This window comes from Paenibacillus sp. FSL R5-0345 (assembly GCF_000758585.1).
Lineage (GTDB): Bacteria > Bacillota > Bacilli > Paenibacillales > Paenibacillaceae > Paenibacillus_AQ.
Window position 1 is genome coordinate 3,457,087 of sequence record NZ_CP009281.1, and the last position, 23,622, is coordinate 3,480,708.

Sequence of the window (23,622 nt, forward strand, 5' to 3'; positions counted from 1 at the left end):
CCGGACCAAAACTCCAGTATCACTAAGACTTTTTTCATAGCTTATTTCCAAGATTCGACCTTGTTTTCACCCACTGTATAGGCCCAAAGTATAAATTTACAACACTTTACATAAATATATATTTTTCTTAACCCTTATGAGATAGCATATTAGACGAAAGCGGTGGACAATTATGGAAAAATCCGCCGATCTATTTCTTAAGGAGGAAGGATATGAAGAAGAAGCATTCAAGTTGGAAAAAGAAGCTGCTAAATAGCATGCTGGTTGCATCTGTTGCCGTACCTCTGCAATTGTTCGCATTCGGAGCCGACTCGGCGATATACGCTGAGGGGCCAAGTGACCCCGCACCATTTATTGAAGCCAAAGTGGTCAACGAGCATTCAGGCCAGAAAATTCTGTTCGACAATACTCACGCGCAGACAGCCGGGGCGGCCGACTGGGTTATCAACGGTGCCTTTTCCGACTTTGGCAATGCACTTGCGCAAGAAGGCTATTATGTCAAGGAACTTCGTAAGACCACTCCCATTACGCTAGGCGATCTTTCCAGCTATGATGTCTTCGTCGTAGCCGAATCTAACATTCCATATAAATCCAGCGAACAGGCAGCCATGGCGGAATACGTGGAAAACGGCGGAAGCATCTTCTTCATCGGCGATCATTACAATGCGGATCGCAATAAGAACCGTTGGGACGGCAGCGAGGCATTCAACGGGTACCGCCGTGGAGCTTGGGATAACCCGGCTAAAGGCATGAGCACCGATGAGGCTGGCTCTGCAGCCATGCAAGGCGTGGTCAGCTCCGATTGGCTCGCGGATGAGTTCGGCGTCCGGTTCCGCTTCAATGCGCTCGGTGACATTAACGCAAACAACATAGTGGCTCCCGAGCAAGCCTTCGGTATTACTGCAGGAGTATCAAGTGTAGCCATGCATGCCGGCTCTACGCTGGCAATCCTCGACCCAACCCGGGCGAAGGGCATCGTCTATCTGCCTAAAACCAACAATGCTTGGGGCAACGCAGTGGACCAAGGCGTCTACAATGGCGGCGGCGTAGCGGAAGGTCCATACGTAGCCGTGGCGAAAAAAGGAGCCGGCAAAGCCGCCTTTATCGGCGACTCCTCCCCGGTCGAGGATGCCACGCCAAAATATTTGCGCGAGGATACCGGTGCCAAGAAAACGACTTACGACGGCTTTAAGGAGGCTGACGATGCTGAGCTCTTGGTGAACACCGTTAACTGGCTCGCCGAACAGGAGAGCTATACAGATTTCACCCAGGTAAGTGGTTTAACGCTGGATCAGCCTACACAGTTGCATCCGTTCGAAGAGCCGGCACTCTCCACCGAACCGCAGCCAGAGCCATGGGCCGCTCCGAACGCCGGTTATAAATGGTATGACCGCTCAACCTTCAAGGCAGGTTCTTACGGCGGAGCAGCGGCTACAGCAAGTGCGTTGTACAATTTCACACACCAGACTGTGCTGCCTAACGCGCAGGATTTCCAGATTCGTGTCAGCGCAGATAATCTGCCTGCCAATACCAGCGTATCAGGCTTCCAGTTAGGCATCTACCAGGTGAGCAGCGGAGCCCAGATCGCCAAGATCCAGAACAGCGACGGCACTTGGCCGAGCAGCTATGGTTACAGCGCCAACTTTAGCCTGACATCAGACCTGAATGGTCATGCCTACAAAGATCTGACCGTGCAGATCAAACCGGGTACCACGGCTGCATCTAACCTGCGCTTGCGCCAGAACGGAACGAACCTGAAGACCGATTCGGTAACGCTCGGTAACGTCCCAGCAGAACCGCTTCCGGACGAAGAAGATCCGATTCCGGCGACTGTCTCCATCGGCGAAGCCCGAACCAAGATAGTCGGGTCGTTGGTGACAGTTGAGGGAATCGTAACGACTGAGCCGGGTATTTTCGGCGGTCAGACCTTTTATCTGCAGGATGAGACCGGAGGTCTTTATGTCTATCAGAGCCAAAGTGGCTACCATGCCGGTGATACGGTCAAGGTAACAGCGTCCACGGCGCTGTACAATTCGGAGCTAGAGTTGACCGAAGTTGTACAGATCGAGAAGACCGGCACAGTCGAGCTGCCTAAGCCCGTTGCCGTACCAGCGGTGAACGATACCAATCAAGGTCAGCTGCTAAAGCTTAACGACGTGAAAGTGACGAATATTATCACCGCAACTCCAAGCGGTTCCTTTGAATTTGACGCCGTCGCCAATGACGGGACAAGCAATCATATCCGAATAGATGTCCGGACGGGTATCACGAAGGACAGCTTCCCTTATTCGGAAGGACAGAAGCTTAATATTACGGGCGTAGCCGCGATCTTCAAAGGCGTATACCAGCTCAAACCTAGAAGTCTCGTGGACTTCAGCGTGGTGGAAGCAGAGGCCGCTCCGGTAACGACAGCGACGTTGTCGGTGAATCCGAACGCTGCCGGCTGGTTGAACCAGCCCGCCGAAGTGACCCTGAAGGCCGACTCCGATACAGCAAAGGTTTATTACTCGTTGAATGGCGCCGCTCAAGCCATATACAGCACTCCGTTGGCCGTAAGCAAAGACGGACAGTATACGCTGACTTACCATGCGGTTTCGGACAAGGGGAAGGCGGAAGAAACCAAGTCACTGACCCTTAATATCGACACGGTTTCACCGACAGTGGAGCTGACGGAGTCTGGTCATGCGGTCGGCGATGTGGATGAGGAAGCCCAGCTTAAGTTTGTATTGACTGCCGAAGATAATCTGTCTGGCGTAACCTCCAAACAGCTCCTACTGGATGGACAGCCCATAGCCGACGGACAGTCGCTGAACGCTGCGGAGCTGGGTGCCGGGCCTCATACTGTAAGCTATGTCGTGATCGATGCCGTAGGCAACACTACCGAAAAGAGCTACAAGTTCCAAATTACTGGCGGAGCTGCACTCGCAACTGACAAGCCTGGTCAGCCGGTGTTGTACTCGAACAGCGGCTACGGTAATGGACTCAGTGAAGGCAACTTTACCGTCACCATGAACCTCTGGTGGGGTAATAACGCTACCAGCTACAAGCTTTATGAGAATGGCACGCTGATCGATTCCAAGTCGCTGAAGGATGTATCACCGTCCGCCCAGACGACTAGCACAGTGCTTCACGGCAAGCCGAACGGCAACTATGTTTACACAGCAGAATTAACCAATAAATACGGCACAACTAAGAGCCAGCCGCTCACGGTGACGATACGCGATGCCGCTCCGGGCAAGCCGGTTCTGGCCCATGACAACTGGGACGGAGACGGTTCTTATAAAGTATCGATGAATCTGTGGTGGGGCACTAACGCCACCGAGTACCGCCTTTACGAGAACGGGCAGCTAATCGACACGCAAGCGCTAAACGCCAACACGCCAGCGGCGCAGAGCGCTACAACTGATGTCACTGGCCGCGCTTTCGGCATGTATGAATACCGGGCAGAGCTGGTCAATGCAGCGGGAGAGACCTTAAGCGATACCATCAAGGTAACCGTCAGCCGTTAATGAGATGAGCGCTTAAGTTTTGTACGAAGTATTTCAAGGGCTGCATAATTAACAACAAATGTAGAATCATACGATTAAAACAACCTAGGGTGCATGCCTTAGGTTGTTTTAGTTTTGATTTCAATGCATTTAGAGATTGCTTTCTTTTTGGCTTGTTCATATTCCGTTCATATTCTCGTCACGAAGAGTACATCTTGGTTGATTACACTTTGAACATGTCGTCAAGGCGGCACTTCAGATAAGATACAGGGACAAGGAAGGGAAGAGATGAACGTGGCAAATATGGTGGAAATAAAAACAACGGGGACTAAGAGCCACAAGAAACGAAACCTATGGTTAAAAATCTTCGGAGGTATTGTAGGGGCGCTCGTGCTGTTCATGGGCATCGTTTTTATCGTTAATATTATCAGCAACGGGGTCGAGAAAAAGAAAATCGAATCGTATGGCCAGTATGTCAATGTGGACGGGAAAAAGATGAATGTGCTCATTCAAGGCAGCGGAGATCAAACCGTTGTGCTCCTTCCGGGACAAGGAACCCCGACGCCTGCGCTTGATTTCAAATTATTGATCGATGAAATTTCCCCCAATTATAAAGTCGTGGTGGTCGAGCCTTTCGGTTATGGTTTGAGCGATGAAACCAAGAAAGAAAGAACGACAGAAAATATTGTAAGTGAGGTTCACGAAGCTCTGCAGCAACTGGGTATTAACAGATACACTCTAATGGGACATTCTATAACTGGACTTTACGGAGCATCCTATGTGAACACCTATCGGGATGAAGTTGTTGCTTTTGTCGGCATCGATAGCAGCGTTCCTAATCAACCTGGTATGGATGTCAAATTGCCTATAAAATCGATGCAGTTTCTCAAAAAATCAGGTCTTATGAGATTGGTCCAAAAAGTGAGCGGAGATCCGTATGAATCGCTTGCATTCGATGAGCATACCAAAGAACAGATGCGTTTGATTTCGAATCAAGTTGCGGGCAATCCAACGTTGATGAATGAATTGAGCCACCTCGGTTCCAATTTTAAAAATGGAGAAAAACTCACAATTCCAAATGACTTGCCGTTGCTTCTCTTTGTTCAATCGAATAATGAGCACAATAAACAGTGGATTCCGCTTCATGAGGAACAAGTCAAACAATCCGCACAGGGAAAAATGATCCCGATGGAAGGTTCACATTACCTGCATCATACAAAATTCAAAGAAATCGCCGAAGCATTCAAAGAATACATGAAGCAGATCCAATAGAATGGTTGATAACTAAACTACGGAGCCGAACTTGGTTCCGTGGTTTAGTTATTTTGACATTAAAAAATACGATATTTAAACCTTATTCCTGGGACATTGGAGTTTGGTATACATAGAGACAAATCTTGGTCATCTCATCAATGGATTTTGCAAAGTCGGATTGTATCCATTTGAGGAGAACATTATAGAGTGCTCCCGCTTTAAAATATATACGATATACATTCTCTTCGCTTTTGTCCTGAGCAGTAGAGAGCATCATTTCATTCAAGCAATCCAGAATCACATGATCAAACTTCGCGCTTTGAAGAGCTTTGTAGATGCTACGCTGTTGAAAAATAACTTCAAAAAGCACTTTAATAAATTTTTGAGGTTCTTTGGCTTTGCCTGTTAATTCATTGGTGTAAGGCAAGAGTTTTTGATTAATTTCAAAAATAAGCGAATCGACCAAATCCACCAGGATCTCTTGCTTGGAGGAATAGTTATTGTAATAGGCCGTTCGAGAGACTGATGCTGAGAGGTATTTGGACTGTATAATTCATGATTTGAGATGACATTTCCCCTCCGTTTGTACATTCTGGTGTTCGTTTCATTGTTTTTCATGAGTCTTTCAACATGCTAAAACCATAAGGCATTACAAATGTAATGTCAAAATAGTAGTTAGATGAAATGGGAGGGCGTCATGTTAGAAAACTTATATAGACGATTGTCAGCGGTGCTGCTTTTGAGCTTAGCACTTTGTGCCACGGTATTTATTGGCAAAGAGACGGTAATCTCGATAGTTACCATTATCTTTTTATTAGCAGAATTAGGCATCTCTTTTTTGCTTTTAAAACAGCGTGAGAAGTTACATGTGGTATTCATTATTGTGGTGGCGGCGGAAGGGTTGTTTTTACTGACAGGAGAATTTTGGCTGCTTGCGCTTTCTATCCTGCTGCTGATCGTAGCGGGCATATGGAGAGGACTGTTTTGGCAAAAGGAGAGTAGAAGAGTCACTGCGTTTCTAGTGGTTCGAAAAGTGTTATTTAGCATCACAGCTCTTATCGTCACTGTACATTGGGGTATTGGAATCTATGCAAAACCTATTACAAAGCCTGTGGCATTAGCAACGAATGCGGCAGTGACGATCGATGAACATACATTGGATTCTGCAGCAGTGATGCTGAAGGATATTGAGGTAATGAATTCTTTTGGAAGCCGTACAACCGGCTCTGAGGGTCACAATCAATTCATTGCATGGCTGGAGCAGCAGGTAACGGATATGGGGTTGAATGTTTATCGTGATCGTTATACCTTTGACCGATGGGAAGAAAAGAGCAGTTCTTTAATGATTGATCAGCAGGAAATTCATGTTTCTTCAGCTTTCCCCTATTCCGGGGAGACTGACGAAAAGGGCGTAACAGGGGAACTGGTGTATACGAAGCGTGGTGAATATGACCAGGCCAGCGGGAAAATTGCTGTCGTTGAAATTGAGAATTTCAGAAATTTTCCAAGTGGGATCGTAATGAACATGCGGGATTCATCCCCAATGGAAAGCCAAATTGCCCCAAATGAAGGCGATCTAGTTCTCACTACAGCTTTAAAAGAAGCTAAATTGGAGCAAGCGAAGGAAATGGGCGTAAAAGCAGTTGTTCTAGTCTGGAAAGGGGTATCCGACGATAAGGTTGAAAAGCAACATGTACCTTTTACCACCGATTATGCTGGAATCCCTGCGATCTGGGTTAATGAAACGGATGGGCAGAAGGTGATCAGTGCAGCTCAGGAGCATAAAGAAGGTACGGTTATTTTAGAAGCAGAAATACAAAAAAATGCTCCAACAGAATCCTTTTATGTGATAATTGACGGTAAAAATAAAGACGAAGCGATTATCGTAAATACGCATACGGATGGGATAAATGTAGTGGAGGAGAATGGTGCTGTGGGCATGCTGTCCATGATTCGTTACTTGCAGCAGGAGCAGCCGGAACGTACGATGATTTTCGCTTTTGTGACAGGGCATTTTAGATTGCCGGATTTCAAAGGGTCTTCTCAGGCGACTTCCACCTGGATGGAGGGACATCGAGAGCTCTGGGATGGCAAGAAGGACCATTTAACAGCTGTAGCTGGAATTACGGTTGAACATTTAGGCAGCATGGAGTGGAAGGACGATAATACGGGTCACTTTAGTCCCACTGGACAAATAAGTACAGAATATACTTATGCGGGCAATGAAATGATGGCAGCCATTTGGCTGAAGGCTATTGAAAAGACAGATGGCACACGTACTGTGTTATTGCGTGGACATAACAAGTTTGAGTTTGGAGAGAGTCAGCCTTTATTTGAAGCAGGTATACCTGTAATTGGCTTCATTCCAATGCCCGATTATCTACTAGTGAATAGTGAAAACAGAGAGATGGATAAGTTTGATGCAAAGCTAATGCATACGCAAATTGTATCGTTACTGAAAGCGGTCAAGCTAGTGGACGCAACGGAGACGACTAAGCTAGGGAAATCAGACGGGTATTCTTTTTTCTATGGCCGAACTAAATGAAGGAAGTTGACTGCATCATAAGTCATAAAACTAAAAGTAAAGGAGAGAAAACTACATGTTGATCAAAAATGTTGAGGACCTTGTATTAGAAGAGTTTACAACTTGCTTTAACGAAGCCTTCTCCGATTATGTCATTCCATTTCAAGTTTCTTCGGAGCAATTAGCTGATAAGTTTGCAGGTGCGGAAGTGAATTATCAGTTGTCGTTCGGTGCTTATGATCAAGATAAGCAGGTTGCATTTGTTATGCATGGCATCGGTGAACATAACGGCAAAAGAACTGCATTTAATACCGGTACAGGAGTCGTTCCTTTATATAGAGGGAGACGGCTAGTCGAACAAATTTATCGTCATGCTATTCCCAATCTAAAAAAACATCATATTCAAAAATGCTTGCTTGAAGTGATCCAAACCAATGATAAAGCTATAAAAGCGTATACCGCCATAGGATTTCTAATTCATAGAGAATTGGTTTGTTTCAAGGGGCGGATTGATGTAACCCTTCCGGACGATCTTAGTTTCACTTCCATTGCTTCGGTTCGCGTGGAAGATTTCGATTGGACATCGGTACATTCTTACTGGAATTTGGAACCATCTTGGGAACAATCTGTTCATGCAATTTTACGAAACCCGCATTTATACGATGTGGTCACGATAAGGGAAGAGAATAAGATTTGTGGATACGCGGTAATAAAATCGGCCAACGGAGCAGTTCTGCAGTTCGGTGTTTTGCGAGAAAAAAGAAACCGAGGATTTGGACGTTCCTTATTTCATTGGATCGGAAAGAGATACCCAACCATTACCGTCAATAATGTAGACAAAAGAGATAGAAATTCTATACGTTTCCTTCAAGGAGTTGGTCTCGACATATATATTGAGCAATACGAAATGGAGAAAGATTTGTCATAACGAAGATGATATAGCGATGCCTTTGGTAAGTAATACGATATTTAATTCAAAAACACTGATGATTTGAGTCAGTGTTTTTTATATTGAAAAAGGGGGGATATATTACGGATTAGGATGAGGAAATATCGTTTTTCTTTAACATCGAATTAGGAGGAGACTTGTGACATCACATATACACTAATGAATCAATAGCTCCTTCGGGTGATTTTTGTGTTATTCACTGAGTTGTTAGAAAGATTTGTCCCTTTCTTGAACGTTTAAGGTTTAAGAGCTTTCTGTGATTGAATTACTTGCATTTTAAGATAAGATGATTTTAATCATTAGGTCACGTTATTATTTTGACTGCTCAGTATCAGGTAAATCAGGCTTGCCAAATCTTGCTTTGTGAAATTTTTCTCTTTTTACATAGCAAAGAACGAGGAACGTCATACTAAAAAGAACAGGCAACGATGTCACTGAGCCCGGCTAAACCTGATATTGAATGCAGCCCAAGAGTAAGCCGGCCTAATCATAAGCATCAACTTATGACTAAAAATGAACAGAGTTTGAAGGGAGCAGTAAAGAATGGCAATTGATACGGTGCTATGGAGCAGGCTGGTGACAGGCTTGACTCTCGGGTTCCACGTTATTTTTGCGACGATTGGCGTCGGTATACCGCTAATGATCGCTATAGCAGAGTTCATCGGGATCCGAAAGAAAGATCCCCATTATACACTTATGGCGAAGAGGTGGTCTCGCGGATTTGTCATTTCTGTAGCGGTTGGTGTCGTGACCGGTACAGCGATTTCACTACAACTGGCACTGGTGTGGCCGAATTTTATGAAACTGGCTGGGAATGTTATCGCTCTTCCGTTATTCATGGAAGTGTTTGCGTTCTTTTTTGAAGCCATCTTCTTGGGCATTTATTTGTATACGTGGGATCGGTTCAAAAATCCGTATATCCATTGGCTGCTGACGATTCCTATTGTCGCCGGGGCAGGCATGTCTGCCGTCTTTATTACGACGGTGAACGGATTCATGAACCAGCCTGGAGGCTTTGTCATGGAAGCAGGCCAATTCACAGCGATTGACCCAGTGCAAGCGATGCTGAATACGGCGACGTTCTCCAAGGTGTTCCATGTATTAAGCTCGGCCTATTTGACAGGAGCTGCCTTGTTAGCCGGTATTGCAGCCTTTGCGATGCTGAGAAAAGGGGTATCCGCATACCACAAAAAATCCTTGAATCTCATGATGGCGGTTGTTTTACTGTTCGGCTTGCTGAACACGTTAGCTGGAGATGTGTCCGCCAAGTTTTTGGCCGAGCATCAGCCGGAGAAGCTTGCAGCGGCAGAGTGGCATTTTGAAACGGGTAGCGGAGTGGATTTGGTTTTAATGGGATGGCTGAATGCAGAGCATGAAGTTATAGGGGCTCTTCATCTGCCTAAGGTGCTCAGCTTTCTGGCCTTTGGAGACTTTAATGCTGAGGTAACGGGGCTGGAGGAATTCCCCAAGGATGAATGGCCACCGCTTCTCGTTCATTATCTGTTTGATTTAATGGCCGGAATCGGATTTGCTCTGCTCGCGATAGCAGTCCTATATTTCCTGTTTGTGTTCTGGAAAAAGCGCAATGCGCTTAACAAGTGGATGCTTAGCATCATCGCACTGATCGCACCGCTCGCTTTTCTAGCTGTAGAGCTAGGTTGGTTTTATGCTGAGGTTGGGCGACAGCCATGGATTATCCGTGGATATATGCGTGTAGAGGAGGCTGCCACGACTTCACCGAATGTAAGAATTATATTCTTCGCCTTATTGCTCTTGTACATCGTACTCGGCAGTATGTGTGTAATCGTGCTAAGACGCTTGTTCAACAATAATCCGGCAGAAGTTGAGATGGAGAAATGGATGAAGGAACATCCTAATCCATCTACGGAAAAGGGGGGCACTGAATGATGAGTTACGAAATAATTGGCATCTCGGTGCTCTGGCTGTTCTTATACGGCTATTTAATTATAGCTTCCATTGATTTTGGTGCAGGATTCTTCGCCTTTTATGCTCGTTTGACTAAGCAGGATCATCTCATTAATCGTCTGATATCCCGTTATTTATCACCCGTTTGGGAGATCACAAATGTATTTTTTATCTTTTTCTACATTGGCATCGTCGGATTTTTTCCGGACACGGCCTATTATTATGGCTCCGCGCTGCTAGTTCCGGGAAGTATTGCAGTTATTCTTCTTGCGATTCGCGGTTCGTTCTATGCTTTTGAAAATTATGGTTCCAAGAAAAACATAGTCTATCTTTTTTTGTACGGAGCTACAGGCCTGCTTATTCCGGCTTCGTTGTCAGTGGCGCTAACTTTGTCTGAAGGCGGCTTTATTGTGAAGCAGGCTGAGTCAGTTTCTCTGGATTACTGGGCGCTGTTTACCAATCCGTTATCGTGGAGCATCGTTGGACTGGCAATCGTGTCCGTTTTGTTCATAAGCGGCTCATTTCTGACTTTTTACGCATCTCGTGCAGAGGATCATTCCGCGTTGAAGCTGATGCGGAACTACGCCCTGTTTTGGAGCACACCGACGATAATTCTCGCACTGACAGCATTTATCTATTTGGGCCAACACAATGAACGGCATTTTCAAAATATGATGGATTTATGGTGGTTGCTGGCACTTTCCGTTGCTTTCTTCATGATCGCGATGTGGCTGTTATATAACGGACGCCGATACGGATTAGCTTTCATATCCATCATGTTGCAATTTTTCTGTGCTTTTTTCGCGTATGGGATTGGGCAATACCCTTATATTCTTGATCCGTATATCACGATTCAGAGCAGTGCAACTTCACCAGCAATGGGCTTAGCGTTAGTTGTTGTATTTATCGGCGGCCTATGCCTGTTGATCCCATCCCTTATTCTGGTCTTCAAACTCTTCCTGTTTGATGCGGATTATGTAAAAGGGAAAAAATAAAGCTGATTAATCCATTACGGCATGTTTGAGGGTTCTCTACAAGCCTATATATAAAGGAGGTGTGATCTGTGAAGAGGAAATCCAGTCTGATTTCTCAGCAAATGTCTTCACAAAGGAAAAATATGACCCTCCTCGCGGTCATTTCGCTTGCGCTTGGTACAGCTATTGTGAGTCAGGCAGGGCTGCTTGCTGAAGCAGTCCAAAGGATTTTTGTGGAGAGAGCTTCATTTTCATCGGTTATCCTGTTGCTTGGCATACTTCTGGCTGTTATGGCTGTACGCACACTGTTGTCGTATGCAAACGGTAAAGTTGGTTTGCACATGGCTGCCACTGCCAAGACGAATATGCGAGCGGCTGTGCTGAAAAACTTGACCCACGCTTCCATGCCGTCAACCCTTCGTGGACAGACCGGAGGGAAGGTCAGTATTGCTCTGGATGCTGTGGATGAGGCTGATAGTTATTTCAGTCAGTACATGCCGCGGATGATGGAAGCTGCTATCATCCCGATTCTAATTTTGGTCGTTACTTTTATCCAACATGCTAACACAGGTTTCATTCTATTGTTTACAGCTCCGTTCGTCCCGCTGTTCATGATTTTAGTGGGTCTGAAAACGAAGAACAAATCTGAAGAAAAATATGCACAACTTGCTGAGTTTTCGGGGACGTTTCTGGATTCTCTTCAAGGGCTGGTGACGTTAAAAATATTTGGACGGGCACACCGTCAGCAACAGAAAATTGAACACAGTAGTCTGAGTTACCGTGATGCCACAATGGGTATTTTGAAGATTGCATTTACGAACACCTTCATGCTGGAATCGATCGTGATGCTAAGCATCGGCATTGTAGCTCTCGAACTGACCATCCAATTGCTTGTTTTCAAATCTATGACGTTCCACACCGCTTTTTTCGTTTTGCTGCTCGTTCCCGAGTTTTACAACCTGTTAAAGAATACGGGAACGGCCTTTCACAGTGGACGAACAAGTATGGGGGCAGTACGTAAGGTGGAACAGATGCTTGAAGAAACGGCAGGGGAGAGCATGGACGCGAAAGGCAATGAAGGAACATTAACCTTCCAGGGAATCGACGAGAACGTCAACATGAGTAGGGTCGACAAGATAAGCAAATTGGAGCTTGCCCATACCAATGATCTTTCAGTTCCGCCATCCATGGAAATTGACCATCTCAGGTTTCAGTATGCACCAGATTCATTCGAGCTTAAGACGGGTCGGATCCAGTTTAATCCGGGAGAACACATTGCGATTGTAGGTAAAAGCGGTTCCGGCAAAACGACTTTGCTTCATCTCATCGCCGGTTTGCTGAAACCTGCAACGGGAACGGTTCTGGTGAATGGAAGCCCACTCTCGCAATACGATGAGTCTGCTTGGTTCGAACATGTTAGCTACATTACACAGCATCCGTATATTTTTGCTGGTACATTTTCTGAAAATATTGCGATTGGTGCTCGTGAGAGCATTTCCAAGGCAGAGATTGAGAGGGCGGGGGAGGAAGCAGGACTCGCTGCGCTTACAGCCCAATTGGAGCATGGATTTGATACCTTTGTTGGTGAAGGAGGCAGGGGTCTGTCTGGTGGGGAGAAGCAACGGCTTGCCTTGGCACGCGCTTTTTTGAAGCGGCCTGCCATCATTCTGTTTGATGAACCTACAGTTGGACTGGATTTGCACACCGAACGGGTACTGCAACGCTCCATTGCCAAACTGGCAAAAACGGCTACGATGATTACGGTGGCTCACCGATTATATACGATTCAACAAGCCGACAAGATTTTATTTATGGATAATGGAGTGTTAGTGGACTCTGGACGGCATGACGAGCTTATGGAGCGCCTGCCTCAGTATGCCGAGATGGTTGATGTACAGCGGAAAGGGGGAGTATCCTCATGAATGAGCTGGCTGTTCTGACAAAAGCGATGATTCAGGAGCGCAAGGATATCATTCTTTCTATTTTGTGTGGATTTATTGCCGGCATAGCCGGTGTGGCACTCTTTTCCGCGAGCGGGTATGTAATTTCACAAACGGTATTTGCGCCACCGCTTTATACTTTGATTGTACTAACCTCAATGGTCAAACTGCTGGGTCTGCTTCGGGCGGCGAGCCGTTATGGAGAACGCTTGTATTCTCACCGGGCGACATTTTCCATGCTTAGCCGTTTACGCACTTCCTTTTTTGCCAAGCTTATTCCTTTAACGCCTGGTATTTTGAACAAGAATCGAAGCGGGGATCTGCTTGCGCGGATCGTTGGGGATGTGGAAAGTTTGCAAAACTATTTTTTGCGAGTTGCTTATCCTCCGATCATGGTCGTCATGGTATTTTTGGCTACGGTGCTGTTTACTTCTACCTTTTCGATCTGGATTGCCGTTTTGTTTGTACTAGGTATGCTGATAACGGCATTCGTTGTACCAGGAATTGTGTTACTCGGGCAGCGGAGAGTACATGGACGCGTTCGTGAGCAGAGGGCGCAGCTGTCCACGGAAGTTACCGAAGTGTTGTACGGTTTCCGAGATTTGAAAGTATACGGGCAATTGGCACAGCGGGAGGAGCAGCTTCAGCATGCTTCCGCTGTATTGGCAACTGAACAGCAACGAGCAGCCGGGCAATTACTGCGCGGGCAATCGATGCACACTTTTGTTACGTTTCTCGTTTCCTGGGGAGTGCTGACGCTCGGTGCCTATTTGATTATGGAAGGAGCGCTTGCAGGCGTATTTCTTGCCATGTTGGTCATGGCATCACAAACTGTATTTGAAGAAGCGACGGCTATGGCCATATTACCCGCCTATAAAGAGGATAGCGAACATGCAGCCAAACGACTGACCGAAACGGTACAGGCCATAGATGAGCAGTCTTCGCAGCCAAGCGGCATTTTGTCTGTTAATGATGCTGTTAGGATAGAATTATCCGGGGTTACGTTTCAATATGAAGAGGAATGGAGACCGGCACTTAGCGATATGTCTCTGCACATTTTACCTGGCTCCAAAACTGCAATTGTCGGGCCGAGTGGGTCAGGAAAATCAACAATTATCGAATTGCTGCTCAAACTGCGAACACCAACGACTGGAGACATACGTTTAAACGATATTTCGGTAAAAGAACTGGATGAGGCGAGCATTTGGAAAACGGCTAATGTGGTGTTTCAGCAAAGTCATTTCTTCCGGGGAACGATCCGGGACAACCTACTGCTAAATGGAGAAGAACATGCTGACGAACAATTGTTAGACGTGCTGGCTAAAATGCAGCTGCCTGATACATCTTTGACCGATAGGGTATATGAAAAAGGGGAGAATCTGTCAGACGGCGAGAAGCAGCGACTGGCTCTGGCGCGAGCGATGCTCCGCAAAGGACGGTTATGGCTTCTGGACGAACCAACTTCATCGCTTGATTATGTGACTGAGCAACATGTTTTTAAGCATCTCTACGCACAGGCGGCTGATGATACGCTTCTCTTGATTTGTCATCGGCTTACCGGCTTGGAGGAGATGGACCGGATTGTGGTCATGGACCAAGGCAGGGTAGTCGAAACGGGTTCCTATTCGGAGTTGATGAGACAAAAAGGTTATTTTTATGAGATGAAAAAAATTGAACAGCAAATGATCGGAGAAGTTGGAGTGTAATGATTTGAAAAAGGAGAAACCGTCTTGGACTGAATAGGAAAGTCCAAGACGGTTTCTGCATTTTTTTGCCTAACGTTTCGAGATAGATTTTCTGCCAGCAGCAGGCCCTACAACTCGAAGACCTTTAATAGGAGAGGTACTCCGGCCAACATTCTTCTTTTTACCAGGAACTGCCGTGTTGACATTTAAAAACTTAGATTGACTTTGAATATTACTAGAAACAATATTAACTGTATAATTTCTGAAGTTACCAATACTAATTTTTCTCAATCCTAGCCTTCTACAAAGCGGAGCATCACAGTAACCAGCGCCACCACAAAGTTTGAAAGCATTTTGCGGTAGAGTAAGATAGTTAACACCTGACCATACAAGACTCCTATCTGTAGATTCAGCATAGTAATATATCTCTCGATTGTTGACTGCCCCACTCAATACCTCTACCGTTTGACCTGGATTTATTGTGTACCAACCTACCGCTTCATACCAGCTGGGCCAAGGTATTAAGGGGATAGAGCCCTGATTACAGCTTGCAGAGGAGTAATATGCGAAGGCAACATATACGGTTAAACTCGTATTGTTACGAAAACTAAGTCCCATTGCATTCAGCTCCTTTCATGTTAATAGAATAAAGTATGCAGTTTAATAGAAGAAGGAAATGGACATCAAGAATACAATTTCAAATCGATTGGGCTGCTCATGAGTAAACTTACGATCTGGATTTATGAAGTTCTAGCACTACTTATTACAGTTTCATTTCACCAAACGTACCTAGATGAATATCTAAAACAAAAGACTGATTAATTCTCTTGCGGTGTCCAGAAAGCCATTTCATGGCTGTTTAGGGCACCTTTCTTTTTTTATATAAGATCTAAGTAAACACCAAAATCCGTTTTTCCTTTGAATCTACTGAAGAAAATGTGATGATACATAGTCATGATATTCTTAAGGTTTATGAAGATGATGAACGCATTTATGCTGTGCAGGGGCTCGCAGGCTTTATCTATGATGCGGCTATAACTGCCTATGAATTTTCACTTACAACAAAAGAAAAAATATTTAAAGTAAGTAACTATGGGCTTAATCCATGAACAATTGCTGTCACATTTTAGGTCGAGCTCTTCGTTGTATAGAGTGAAAGGGGGGAGACAGCTTGAATGATACGGAGTTAAGTCAGATCATTGCAGATGTGTTGGATGGGGACACAGAAAGATACGAGAAAATCATGGAGGTTTATCAAAAACCGATTTTTCTCTACTGTTATCATATGCTGGGCAATTATGCCGAAGCCGAGGAAAACGCACAGGAGGTATTTTTGAAGACATTCCGTACCTTGAAAAAATATACCCAATATCAGATGGATTTTGGCGCATGGGTATACAAGATTGCCTACCATCAATGTATCGACATCATCCGTAAGCGAAAGTTGGTGAAATATTTGCCTTTCTTTTACCAGGACGAGAAAGAAAATAATGAAGTCGATTTGCATATTGAAGCCAACTATTTTGATGAATTCGTACATCAAGCCATGGAAAAATTATCAGCTGAAGAGCGTAATTTGTTAATCTTACGTTGTGTCGAGGATAAAAGCTACCAGGAGATCGGATTGATTCTGGGCAAAAACAGTGCCAGCCTTCGTAAAAAATACGAACGTGCATCTGCAAAATTTCGAAAGTATTATGCTCAAGTGAAGGGAGTGGGAGTGTATGAATATGGACAGGGATCGGGATTTGAAAAAACTGTTTGATGACCCGCGCATTCCCGACGCCGACTTGTCAGGAAAAGTAATGAGAATATTACATGCTAAGCCACAAGAAAAGGAGAGGTTTTTTATGAAATATAAAGTTGCATTGACTGCGTGTGTAGGGATGATGTTAATGGCTTCCACAGGTTATGCGGCAGTTCAATATCATTCTTTGAAGAATAAAGATGGCAAAGTCGTATATGAAACTAAATCGACCAAAGATTACGTAAAAACAGAATCGAAAGATGAGACAGCGCGGTTCAGGGCATTTTATGAGCTTAAGGATAAGGTGCTAAAGTACGGGGAGGCTGGGCTGTTCTATATGGTTGCCAATAACCCGAATCATGAAACAATTCTTGGAACGAAGGTGACTGTCTTCCAAGATCTTTCTCAATTACGCGAAAAGATTACGGATAAATCCATTAAGATCGCAGACAAAGTCAATGGAAATTATACATTCCAAAAGGCGGACGTAATCTTTAAAAATGCTCAGGAAGTGAATCCTCCTTCTTCGGAAGAAAAAAAGAAAATGGCAGAAAAGCTGAGAAAGCAGGCGGAAGAATCCAATCAGGGATATGCCATGATGCCGGTTGAAATGACAGATCAGTTTTTCCTTCTCTTTGCTACGTATCAAAACGGCGAAGATAAAATCGGGGTTGATATCACTAATCTGAGCGGAAAGAGCGATTCTACAATGTATATTGACGAGAACGTTGAATTTAAGCAGGAGAAGGTTCAAGTGAAGGGAGTAGAAATGCTGCATACAGAATTTACTCCTTCGCAGACGCACGAGCTGAAATGGGTATACGAGAGTCCAGACAAAAAGGTGAAATACGCCTATACTTTACGTGGAGACATAAATAAAGTAAGCAAAGAAACCCTAATGAAACTTGCCGAAGGCTATTTGGAATAATAATTATCGTTTCAAAGCACCGATTTTAATTCCGTGGAACAATTCAAAAGAACGGCCGCTGTTCGCATCGTTTGCGACAGGGCCGTTTTTTTGTTTTTCATAGTTAGCTGTAAATTGCTATTCTTGCCAAACTCTCATAGGGTCCCATGGCTTGATCTGATTGCTATATTTCACAGCCAAAAAATCTTTCATGTCTTCCAGCTTAGCAGGCACCTCGTTCCAAACTGGAAGGGGTGGTAACCCACGTTTACTTTTCAATAGGATATCCACTGTAACATACAAGCGTTCTGGCTGAATCCAATGAAGGAAGCGGGAAATATCAATTTGCTTGGTCAGGGACAAGGAATCAATTTCGTCATTGTAATGCTTGTTGAACTCGCTGATCAGGTTCAGGAGGTAGTCTCTCTGCTCCTTCACGAATTCTAGGCCACAAATGGCGCCATGTCCTGGAACAACGATTTCGGGTTTAATTTCATCAATAATGCGATCAAGCACTTTAACCCAATTGAGGGTTCCCTCTTCGCTGTATGCCGTACAACCGTTAAACACGACATCGCCAGCGAACAGCACTTTTTCTTTTGGCATCCATAACAGCAAGTCACTGTCAGAGTGGGCTGGAGCTACGTTGTAAATCATAACTTCCGTATCGTCAAGACGGATGTTGATATCGTCCTTTATCTCAATATTCGGGAGCACCCATTCTACGCCTTCCAGGTCAAATCCTTCAAATTCCGCTGCAAAAAACCGCTCGCCTGGAGTCGATTCTGTAGAATCCTTTCCTCTTCTGATGACGCTGTCCATCCAGGTGATATTTTCATTGAGACGCTCTCTGGAGGCTTCCTTGTGCATAATAATGCAAGCATCTTCAAACACTTTGTTTCCCCAGGCATGGTCGCTGTTATAGTGCGAGTTCACCACATATGCGGGAGAGCGGCCGTTGCTTACTTCCATAAAAGCCTCTCTCATTTCCCGGGCATGGAACAAATCGAAGAACGTGTCATACACCAGCCCTTCACCCTTGTTGATGAACCCGGCATTGGCCCAACTGATCCCGCGATACGGCGAAATACCAGCAAATACGCCATCTGCGACTTCAAAAAATTTAACGCGAGGTTTTTGGATAATACGTCCATACTTCATAAAAATTCTCCTTTATGTATATGTTTTTAGGATAAGGCATACTGACTAAGTCATTATTATAGAGAATGAAAACAATAAATGCAAGCGAGTACTTGCTTGCATTTATTGTTTGCGATATGATAGTAAAAGGGCACGATTATAGGAATGGGGACGGTACCGAATTGCTGCGCAATCGAGACCGAACAATGGCTGTTGCCCTCTGACCGAATCCAGATTACATTTGATAAATTAGGCACGCTCACGCAATTGGTGCCTGATCATGTCAAGATTACGGAACCAAGCCGCTGGGAAAAAAGAAGCGATTTATCTTAAATAAACGTTTATCAAAATGATAAACTCCGACTCTGCTTCATCTGCAGAACTTGTAGTAGAATAGGGTTAACATATGCAAAAGGAGAAATACAATGCAAACTTCAGACAGAATCATTGAAGCCGCGACACGGCTCATCAAAAAGAATGGCTATCGGGGAGTTAGCACCAAAGCCATTGCAACGGAAGCTAAAGTCAATGAATCTACGATTTTCCGGCAATTTGGAAGTAAGCAAGGCATATTGGAAGCCATCATTGAAAGACATTCGGATATTCCGCAATTTGAGAAGCTGTTAAAAGAGGACACGACCGATAATCCGGAAGTCGATCTGTTGAATATAAGTCAGCAGTACCGTTTGTTTTTTCATAAAAATGCGGACATCATTTTGATTGGCATCCGCGACAAAGGAATGCTTCCCGAATTAGACAGAGTTCTCGCCGATCCGCCGGCGAAGCTTCACTCCTTGCTGGTTGAATATTTTGAACGCTTGCAGAAGAAAAAAGTTATCGCCAAACAGGATGAGCGTCTTGTCGCAATGTCTTTTCTCTCGATGTGCTACGGATTTCAGATGAGCGAGCTGATTCACCGGCAATATCAATCCCAATTTGTCACCGAGGAAGAGTTCTACAACCATAGTGTCTCATTGTTTGTTAAAGGAATTTCAGCTCAGCCATAAGCATTATTAATTTTTATATTGAGAAGTCTAAACTTACGTGAACAGACTGAGTCTGGAAACACGGTGTTACAATCCATTCATCAAATGGAAGAGCATGCAGCGACGGTTGATGATGTGATGCATATTAAGCATGGAACAAACGTTGCAGATGGAACATTGGAGAAGTAAAAGGTAATCCTTCCACGCTGGAGGATGCCTTTTTTGCTCATGGATGTAGTTTTTAGTAATGGAAAATAAAATACGTGGATGCATTATAAAAACATGACTCATTAAATTAAGCCCTATTTTTTCTAGGGCTTTTTTTGTTTGGGACCTCAGGATTGTATTTGGTCTATACTCAAACTTTCGAGTCAGAGTTATTGTACAGCTTTAAATCAAGACAATCATGCCTATTAGATTGGAATTATCCAAGGCTGCACTTACTTAAAATCTTATAAGAAATTCTTGAAATCACAGAAATTTATCCGGGTAGTGGGATGCTATTATACAAATATAAATAAAGACGAGGTGATGATATGCAAGCTAAATTGGCAGCGGACGCCATTCCCCTCACCAAAAAGCGAAATTCATGGATAAGAACGATAAAAAAGTATAAAGTGATGTACGCTCTCTTGTTCCCGGCATTACTTTACTTTGCCGTTTTCAAATACATTCCTATGGCGGGAATCATTATTGCTTTTAAAAACTATAACCTAACATTGGGACTATGGGATAGTCCGTGGGTGGGATTTAGAAATTTTACAGATTTTATGAACGGCGTTTATTTCTGGGACATCATGAGAAATACGATAATCATATCGCTGTATAAGCTATTGTTCGGGTTCTCAGCTCCTATCATACTTGCTTTGCTGCTTAATGAAGTTTATACCCAATGGTTTAAGAAAATCGTACAAACGATCACTTATTTACCCCACTTTCTATCATGGGTCATTGTTTATGGAATGATGGTGGCATTATTAGCCCCAGGCGATGGTCTTTTTAACATGATTTTGAAGGAAACCGGAGTTGAACCAATCTCATTCCTAACGGAACCTGCCTGGGGCAGACTGCTGATCATCTTATCTGAAATATGGAAGGATATTGGATGGGGAGCAATATTGTACCTTGCAGCATTAGCAGGAATCGATCCAAGCTTATATGAAGCGGCTAGAATTGATGGCGCTTCCAAATGGAGACAGCTATGGCATGTAACACTTCCCGGCATTCGAGGCGTGATGATTTTGATGCTGATCCTTAAATTAAGCCATATTCTGGATGCAGGTTTTGACCAAATATTCATGTTTGCCAACAGCTTTAATCAGGAGAAGATCGACATTATCGACACATGGGTATACCGTGAAGGGCTCGAGCGACTTAAGATTGGCTTGGCTACTGCTGTGGGATTGTTTAAAGCGGTCATCGGATTTGTTTTAGTGTTGGCAGCGAATAAGCTCGCCAAAAAATTCGATGGGCAAATTTGGTGAGGTGGTTATCAATATGATTAATTTGACAATCGGAGAAAAGGTCTGGCAAGCAGTCGTTTATTTTATTCTTATTTTGCTAGCTCTACTTTGCTTACTACCCTTTCTATATGTGGTTGCTGTTTCAGTGACGCCAGAATCGGAAGTGTTAAGAAGAGGAATTGTTATTATACCAGAATCCTTTACCTTTCTTGCCTACAAAGAAGTATTCATTTCTCATGGTATCGGGCAAGCGTATAAAATTACATTGTTTCGAACGATAGTAGGCACTGCTCTCAATGTGTTCTTTACGGTAATAGCGGCATATCCGTTATCCAAAAAATATTTGCCGGGTCGAAGCCCATTTTTACTATTCATTGTCTTTACCATGATGTTTGGGGGAGGATTAATTCCGACTTATTTACTAGTCCGCTCACTGGGATTGCTAAACAGTCCGTGGGTATTGATTATTCCAAATCTCATTAGTGCATTTAATCTGGTGATCATTAAAGGCTTTTTCGAGCAATTGCCTTCTGAAATCGAGGAATCAGCGAGGGTAGACGGTGCAAGTGAGCTTCAGTCGTTATGGCGGATCATTTTACCCCTGTCCTTGCCCGTCCTTTCCACAATTTCCTTATTTTACGCAGTCGGGCATTGGAATAGTTATTTCGATGCTATTGTTTATATCAATGATTCCAACTTAATGCCGCTTCAAGTGATCTTGCGCAACATCCTGCTTAACGTCGCAACACAAAGTGCTGATTCGCTTGCCAATACCGGAGCTGTTAGTACGTTCGCTATACAAATGGCAGCAGTTGTCGTGACTACTGTTCCGATTTTGATTGTTTACCCATTTATGCAAAAGCATTTTACCAAAGGTGTACTCTTGGGATCGGTTAAAGGTTAACAAGACATTCCAACCTAAGTTGTTACGGGGAAACCGTGATAATATAGAAGCAAAGGAGAGGTCATTATGCAACGTAAAGCGATTACATTTGCTATTCTGGCAGCAATGGTCGGTGTGGGAACGGTATTGTCAGGATGTGGGGACAAAAAAGAGGTTGCATCGTCAGCTACGGGTAATTCACAAGGCCAGTCTAGTCCTTTTGAAACCAAATTGAAAATTTCGATGTTTAACCAAGGCACTTTCAATGCTGCCGCTCCGATTCCTCCCCGTGAAGAAGATATCCAACGCCAATTGTTGGAGAAAGCAGTAAATATCGACTTGGAAATGATGATTCCTCAATCAGGTCAAGCAACGACTAAATTAAATACGCTCATAGCCGGAGGAGATATTCCAGATTTGATCTTCTTGAAGAGCCGGGCTGATCTTGCGCAATATTATGACCAAGGCGTTCTTGCGGATTTGACACCGTATCTGGATCAATTTCCTGAATTACAGAAACGTTTTAGCAACGACTCCTGGGAGGCGATGTCCTATCAAGGAAAAACCATTGGGGTTCCAGGTTATGATAATGTAAATGGTATCAGTCGAAGCTTCTTCATTCGCAATGACTGGCTGAAAAATCTGAATATGGAAGTGCCAACCACACCTGACGAGTTATTCGAAGTTATGAAAGCCTTTACAGAGAAAGACCCGGACGGTAATGGCAAAAACGATACTTACGGATTCATAGGCGGCATGAATAAAGAAGGCAATCTGCAAACCTACGGCTTCGATAGTTTGATGTGGATGTTTGGCGTCAATCCTCCATCAGCCATTGATGTGAAAGACAATGAACCGGTGTTCCTTTATACTGACCCAAAAATGAAAGAGGCTCTCGCTTATATCAATAAAATGATGGAAGCCAAAATTGTTGATCCAGACTGGGTGACAATGAATACTCCCGATTTGTTGGACCAAAAGTTATTTAAGGGTAAAGTTGGCTTCATGATAAGAGATGCACGCAGGCTGGAACCGGATTATCAGCAGAAAATGAAAGAAATCAGTGGAGAGGTGCCGGAATGGATCGTCATTCCTCCAATGATAGGTCCTTATGGTGATCAAATTGTTGAAAGAAAATCGTTCCAAGGCAATTCATGGGCGATATCCAAGAAAGCGGATAAGGACAAAATCATTCGGATCTTGTCCATGCTGAATTATCTCTTTACGGACAAAGAAGCATATCCGAATTTTGCATACGGAATTAAAGGAATTCATTGGGATTTAGTGGACGGCAAGATCAAGAATAAAACCTCCGAAATATCAAAGGAAATGAAAGAAAAGTACCTATGGGTTGACCATTATAGAATGCCGCGTCGTGGTGATGATGCTGAGTACTTCAGCTTCCAGAATCCTAAGACGGCAGAAGCTTTTGAGAATAATCAGAAATACGTGGCGCCTACTTTGCCCGGGAATTTATTGACTGAAGACCCGAACGATACATTGGCAGCTGACCGCCAACGTTTCATTAATGAAAGTTTGGTCAAATTTATGACAGGAAAAGATCCTCTTTCTAACTGGGAGAATTTCCTCAATACGTTGGATACCAAGTTTGACATGCAGAAATATAAGGACACAGTAATCAAACAATTTAAAGAAGCGGGCTTAATCAAGTAAATCAAGTAGAAACGGCTTCGGCGTCCTTTTAAAGGACGGTACCGTTTCAGCGAGAAAGATAAGGAACATTTATGCGCGAAGC

The 23,622-nt window shown here is 44.1% G+C and carries 20 protein-coding genes; 17 read left to right on the plus strand and 3 right to left on the minus strand.

The annotated features are described in order from the left end of the window. Positions 1 to 212: 212 nt before the first annotated feature. Both R50345_RS15255 and R50345_RS15260 read left to right on the plus strand, forming a co-directional pair. A complete protein-coding gene (locus R50345_RS15255; RefSeq protein WP_042127888.1) occupies positions 213 to 3,509 on the plus strand; it encodes a chitinase N-terminal domain-containing protein in 3,297 nt (1,098 codons plus the stop codon). Between the two features lie 267 nt (positions 3,510 to 3,776). Further along, entirely contained in the window at positions 3,777 to 4,760 is a 984-nt protein-coding gene (locus R50345_RS15260; protein WP_042127890.1) for an alpha/beta fold hydrolase, read from the plus strand. 82 nt (positions 4,761 to 4,842) lie between these two features. Here R50345_RS15260 and R50345_RS15265 read toward each other — a convergent pair whose 3' ends face one another. Continuing rightward, positions 4,843 to 5,214 (minus strand): TetR/AcrR family transcriptional regulator C-terminal domain-containing protein, encoded by a 372-nt coding sequence (locus R50345_RS15265; RefSeq protein WP_052414609.1) that lies wholly within the window; start codon positions 5,212 to 5,214, stop codon positions 4,843 to 4,845. A gap of 225 nt (positions 5,215 to 5,439) precedes the next feature. Between R50345_RS15265 and R50345_RS15270 the strand changes: the two genes are divergently transcribed. The 6 genes from R50345_RS15270 to cydC all read left to right on the plus strand — a co-directional run bounded on the left by R50345_RS15270 (position 5,440) and on the right by cydC (position 14,761). Further along, positions 5,440 to 7,287 carry a zinc-binding metallopeptidase family protein gene (locus R50345_RS15270; protein WP_052414610.1) on the plus strand — a complete coding sequence of 616 codons (1,848 nt, stop codon included), beginning with the start codon at positions 5,440 to 5,442 and terminating at the stop codon, positions 7,285 to 7,287. Between the two features lie 55 nt (positions 7,288 to 7,342). Continuing rightward, the gene (locus R50345_RS15275) at positions 7,343 to 8,194 is read left to right on the plus strand and encodes a GNAT family N-acetyltransferase (protein WP_042127892.1); all 852 of its coding nucleotides are present in this window, start codon (positions 7,343 to 7,345) and stop codon (positions 8,192 to 8,194) included. Between the two features lie 564 nt (positions 8,195 to 8,758). Beyond that, a complete protein-coding gene (locus R50345_RS15280) occupies positions 8,759 to 10,123 on the plus strand; it encodes a cytochrome ubiquinol oxidase subunit I (protein WP_042127894.1) in 1,365 nt (454 codons plus the stop codon). Then, positions 10,120 to 11,136: a cytochrome d ubiquinol oxidase subunit II gene (locus tag R50345_RS15285; protein WP_042127896.1), complete on the plus strand. Its 1,017-nt coding sequence runs from the start codon at positions 10,120 to 10,122 to the stop codon at positions 11,134 to 11,136. Before R50345_RS15280 ends, R50345_RS15285 begins: the two co-directional genes overlap by 4 nt. 68 nt (positions 11,137 to 11,204) lie before the next feature. Continuing rightward, positions 11,205 to 13,037, plus strand: a complete 1,833-nt coding sequence (gene cydD / locus R50345_RS15290; protein WP_042127898.1) for a thiol reductant ABC exporter subunit CydD — start codon at positions 11,205 to 11,207, stop codon at positions 13,035 to 13,037. After that, positions 13,034 to 14,761, plus strand: coding sequence for a thiol reductant ABC exporter subunit CydC (gene cydC / locus R50345_RS15295; RefSeq protein WP_042127900.1), 1,728 nt, complete (start codon positions 13,034 to 13,036; stop codon positions 14,759 to 14,761). The genes cydD and cydC overlap by 4 nt, the downstream gene beginning before the upstream one ends. Positions 14,762 to 14,830: 69 nt before the next feature. Here cydC and R50345_RS15300 read toward each other — a convergent pair whose 3' ends face one another. After that, the gene (locus tag R50345_RS15300) at positions 14,831 to 15,358 is read right to left on the minus strand and encodes a DUF1036 domain-containing protein (protein WP_042127903.1); all 528 of its coding nucleotides are present in this window, start codon (positions 15,356 to 15,358) and stop codon (positions 14,831 to 14,833) included. 323 nt (positions 15,359 to 15,681) lie between these two features. On the opposite strand from R50345_RS15300, the gene R50345_RS31330 reads away from it, so the two are divergent. The 3 genes from R50345_RS31330 (at position 15,682) to R50345_RS15310 (ending at position 17,415) form a co-directional block, all read left to right on the plus strand. Then, complete coding sequence (locus tag R50345_RS31330) at positions 15,682 to 15,849, plus strand: hypothetical protein (protein ID WP_156114804.1); 168 nt, start codon at positions 15,682 to 15,684, stop codon at positions 15,847 to 15,849. A gap of 62 nt (positions 15,850 to 15,911) precedes the next feature. Next, positions 15,912 to 16,505, plus strand: a complete 594-nt coding sequence (locus R50345_RS15305) for an RNA polymerase sigma factor (protein ID WP_042127905.1) — start codon at positions 15,912 to 15,914, stop codon at positions 16,503 to 16,505. A gap of 85 nt (positions 16,506 to 16,590) precedes the next feature. Next, positions 16,591 to 17,415: a hypothetical protein gene (locus tag R50345_RS15310; protein ID WP_042127906.1), complete on the plus strand. Its 825-nt coding sequence runs from the start codon at positions 16,591 to 16,593 to the stop codon at positions 17,413 to 17,415. A 117-nt stretch (positions 17,416 to 17,532) separates the two neighbouring features. On the opposite strand, the gene R50345_RS15315 is transcribed toward R50345_RS15310, so the two are convergent. Continuing rightward, positions 17,533 to 18,555, minus strand: coding sequence for an MBL fold metallo-hydrolase (locus R50345_RS15315; RefSeq protein ID WP_042127908.1), 1,023 nt, complete (start codon positions 18,553 to 18,555; stop codon positions 17,533 to 17,535). A gap of 144 nt (positions 18,556 to 18,699) precedes the next feature. On the opposite strand from R50345_RS15315, the gene R50345_RS30830 reads away from it, so the two are divergent. The 6 genes from R50345_RS30830 (at position 18,700) to R50345_RS15335 (ending at position 23,540) form a co-directional block, all read left to right on the plus strand. Next, complete coding sequence (locus tag R50345_RS30830; RefSeq protein WP_231573767.1) at positions 18,700 to 18,867, plus strand: hypothetical protein; 168 nt, start codon at positions 18,700 to 18,702, stop codon at positions 18,865 to 18,867. A 92-nt stretch (positions 18,868 to 18,959) separates the two neighbouring features. Beyond that, a complete protein-coding gene (locus tag R50345_RS15320; RefSeq protein ID WP_042127910.1) occupies positions 18,960 to 19,541 on the plus strand; it encodes a TetR/AcrR family transcriptional regulator in 582 nt (193 codons plus the stop codon). Between the two features lie 18 nt (positions 19,542 to 19,559). Further along, positions 19,560 to 19,709 (plus strand): hypothetical protein, encoded by a 150-nt coding sequence (locus R50345_RS31335; RefSeq protein ID WP_156114805.1) that lies wholly within the window; start codon positions 19,560 to 19,562, stop codon positions 19,707 to 19,709. A gap of 347 nt (positions 19,710 to 20,056) precedes the next feature. Continuing rightward, entirely contained in the window at positions 20,057 to 21,004 is a 948-nt protein-coding gene (locus tag R50345_RS15325; RefSeq protein ID WP_042127912.1) for an ABC transporter permease, read from the plus strand. A 13-nt stretch (positions 21,005 to 21,017) separates the two neighbouring features. After that, positions 21,018 to 21,887, plus strand: coding sequence for a carbohydrate ABC transporter permease (locus tag R50345_RS15330; RefSeq protein ID WP_042127914.1), 870 nt, complete (start codon positions 21,018 to 21,020; stop codon positions 21,885 to 21,887). A 66-nt stretch (positions 21,888 to 21,953) separates the two neighbouring features. Then, positions 21,954 to 23,540 (plus strand): extracellular solute-binding protein, encoded by a 1,587-nt coding sequence (locus R50345_RS15335; RefSeq protein ID WP_042127915.1) that lies wholly within the window; start codon positions 21,954 to 21,956, stop codon positions 23,538 to 23,540. Positions 23,541 to 23,622: the final 82 nt, after the last annotated feature.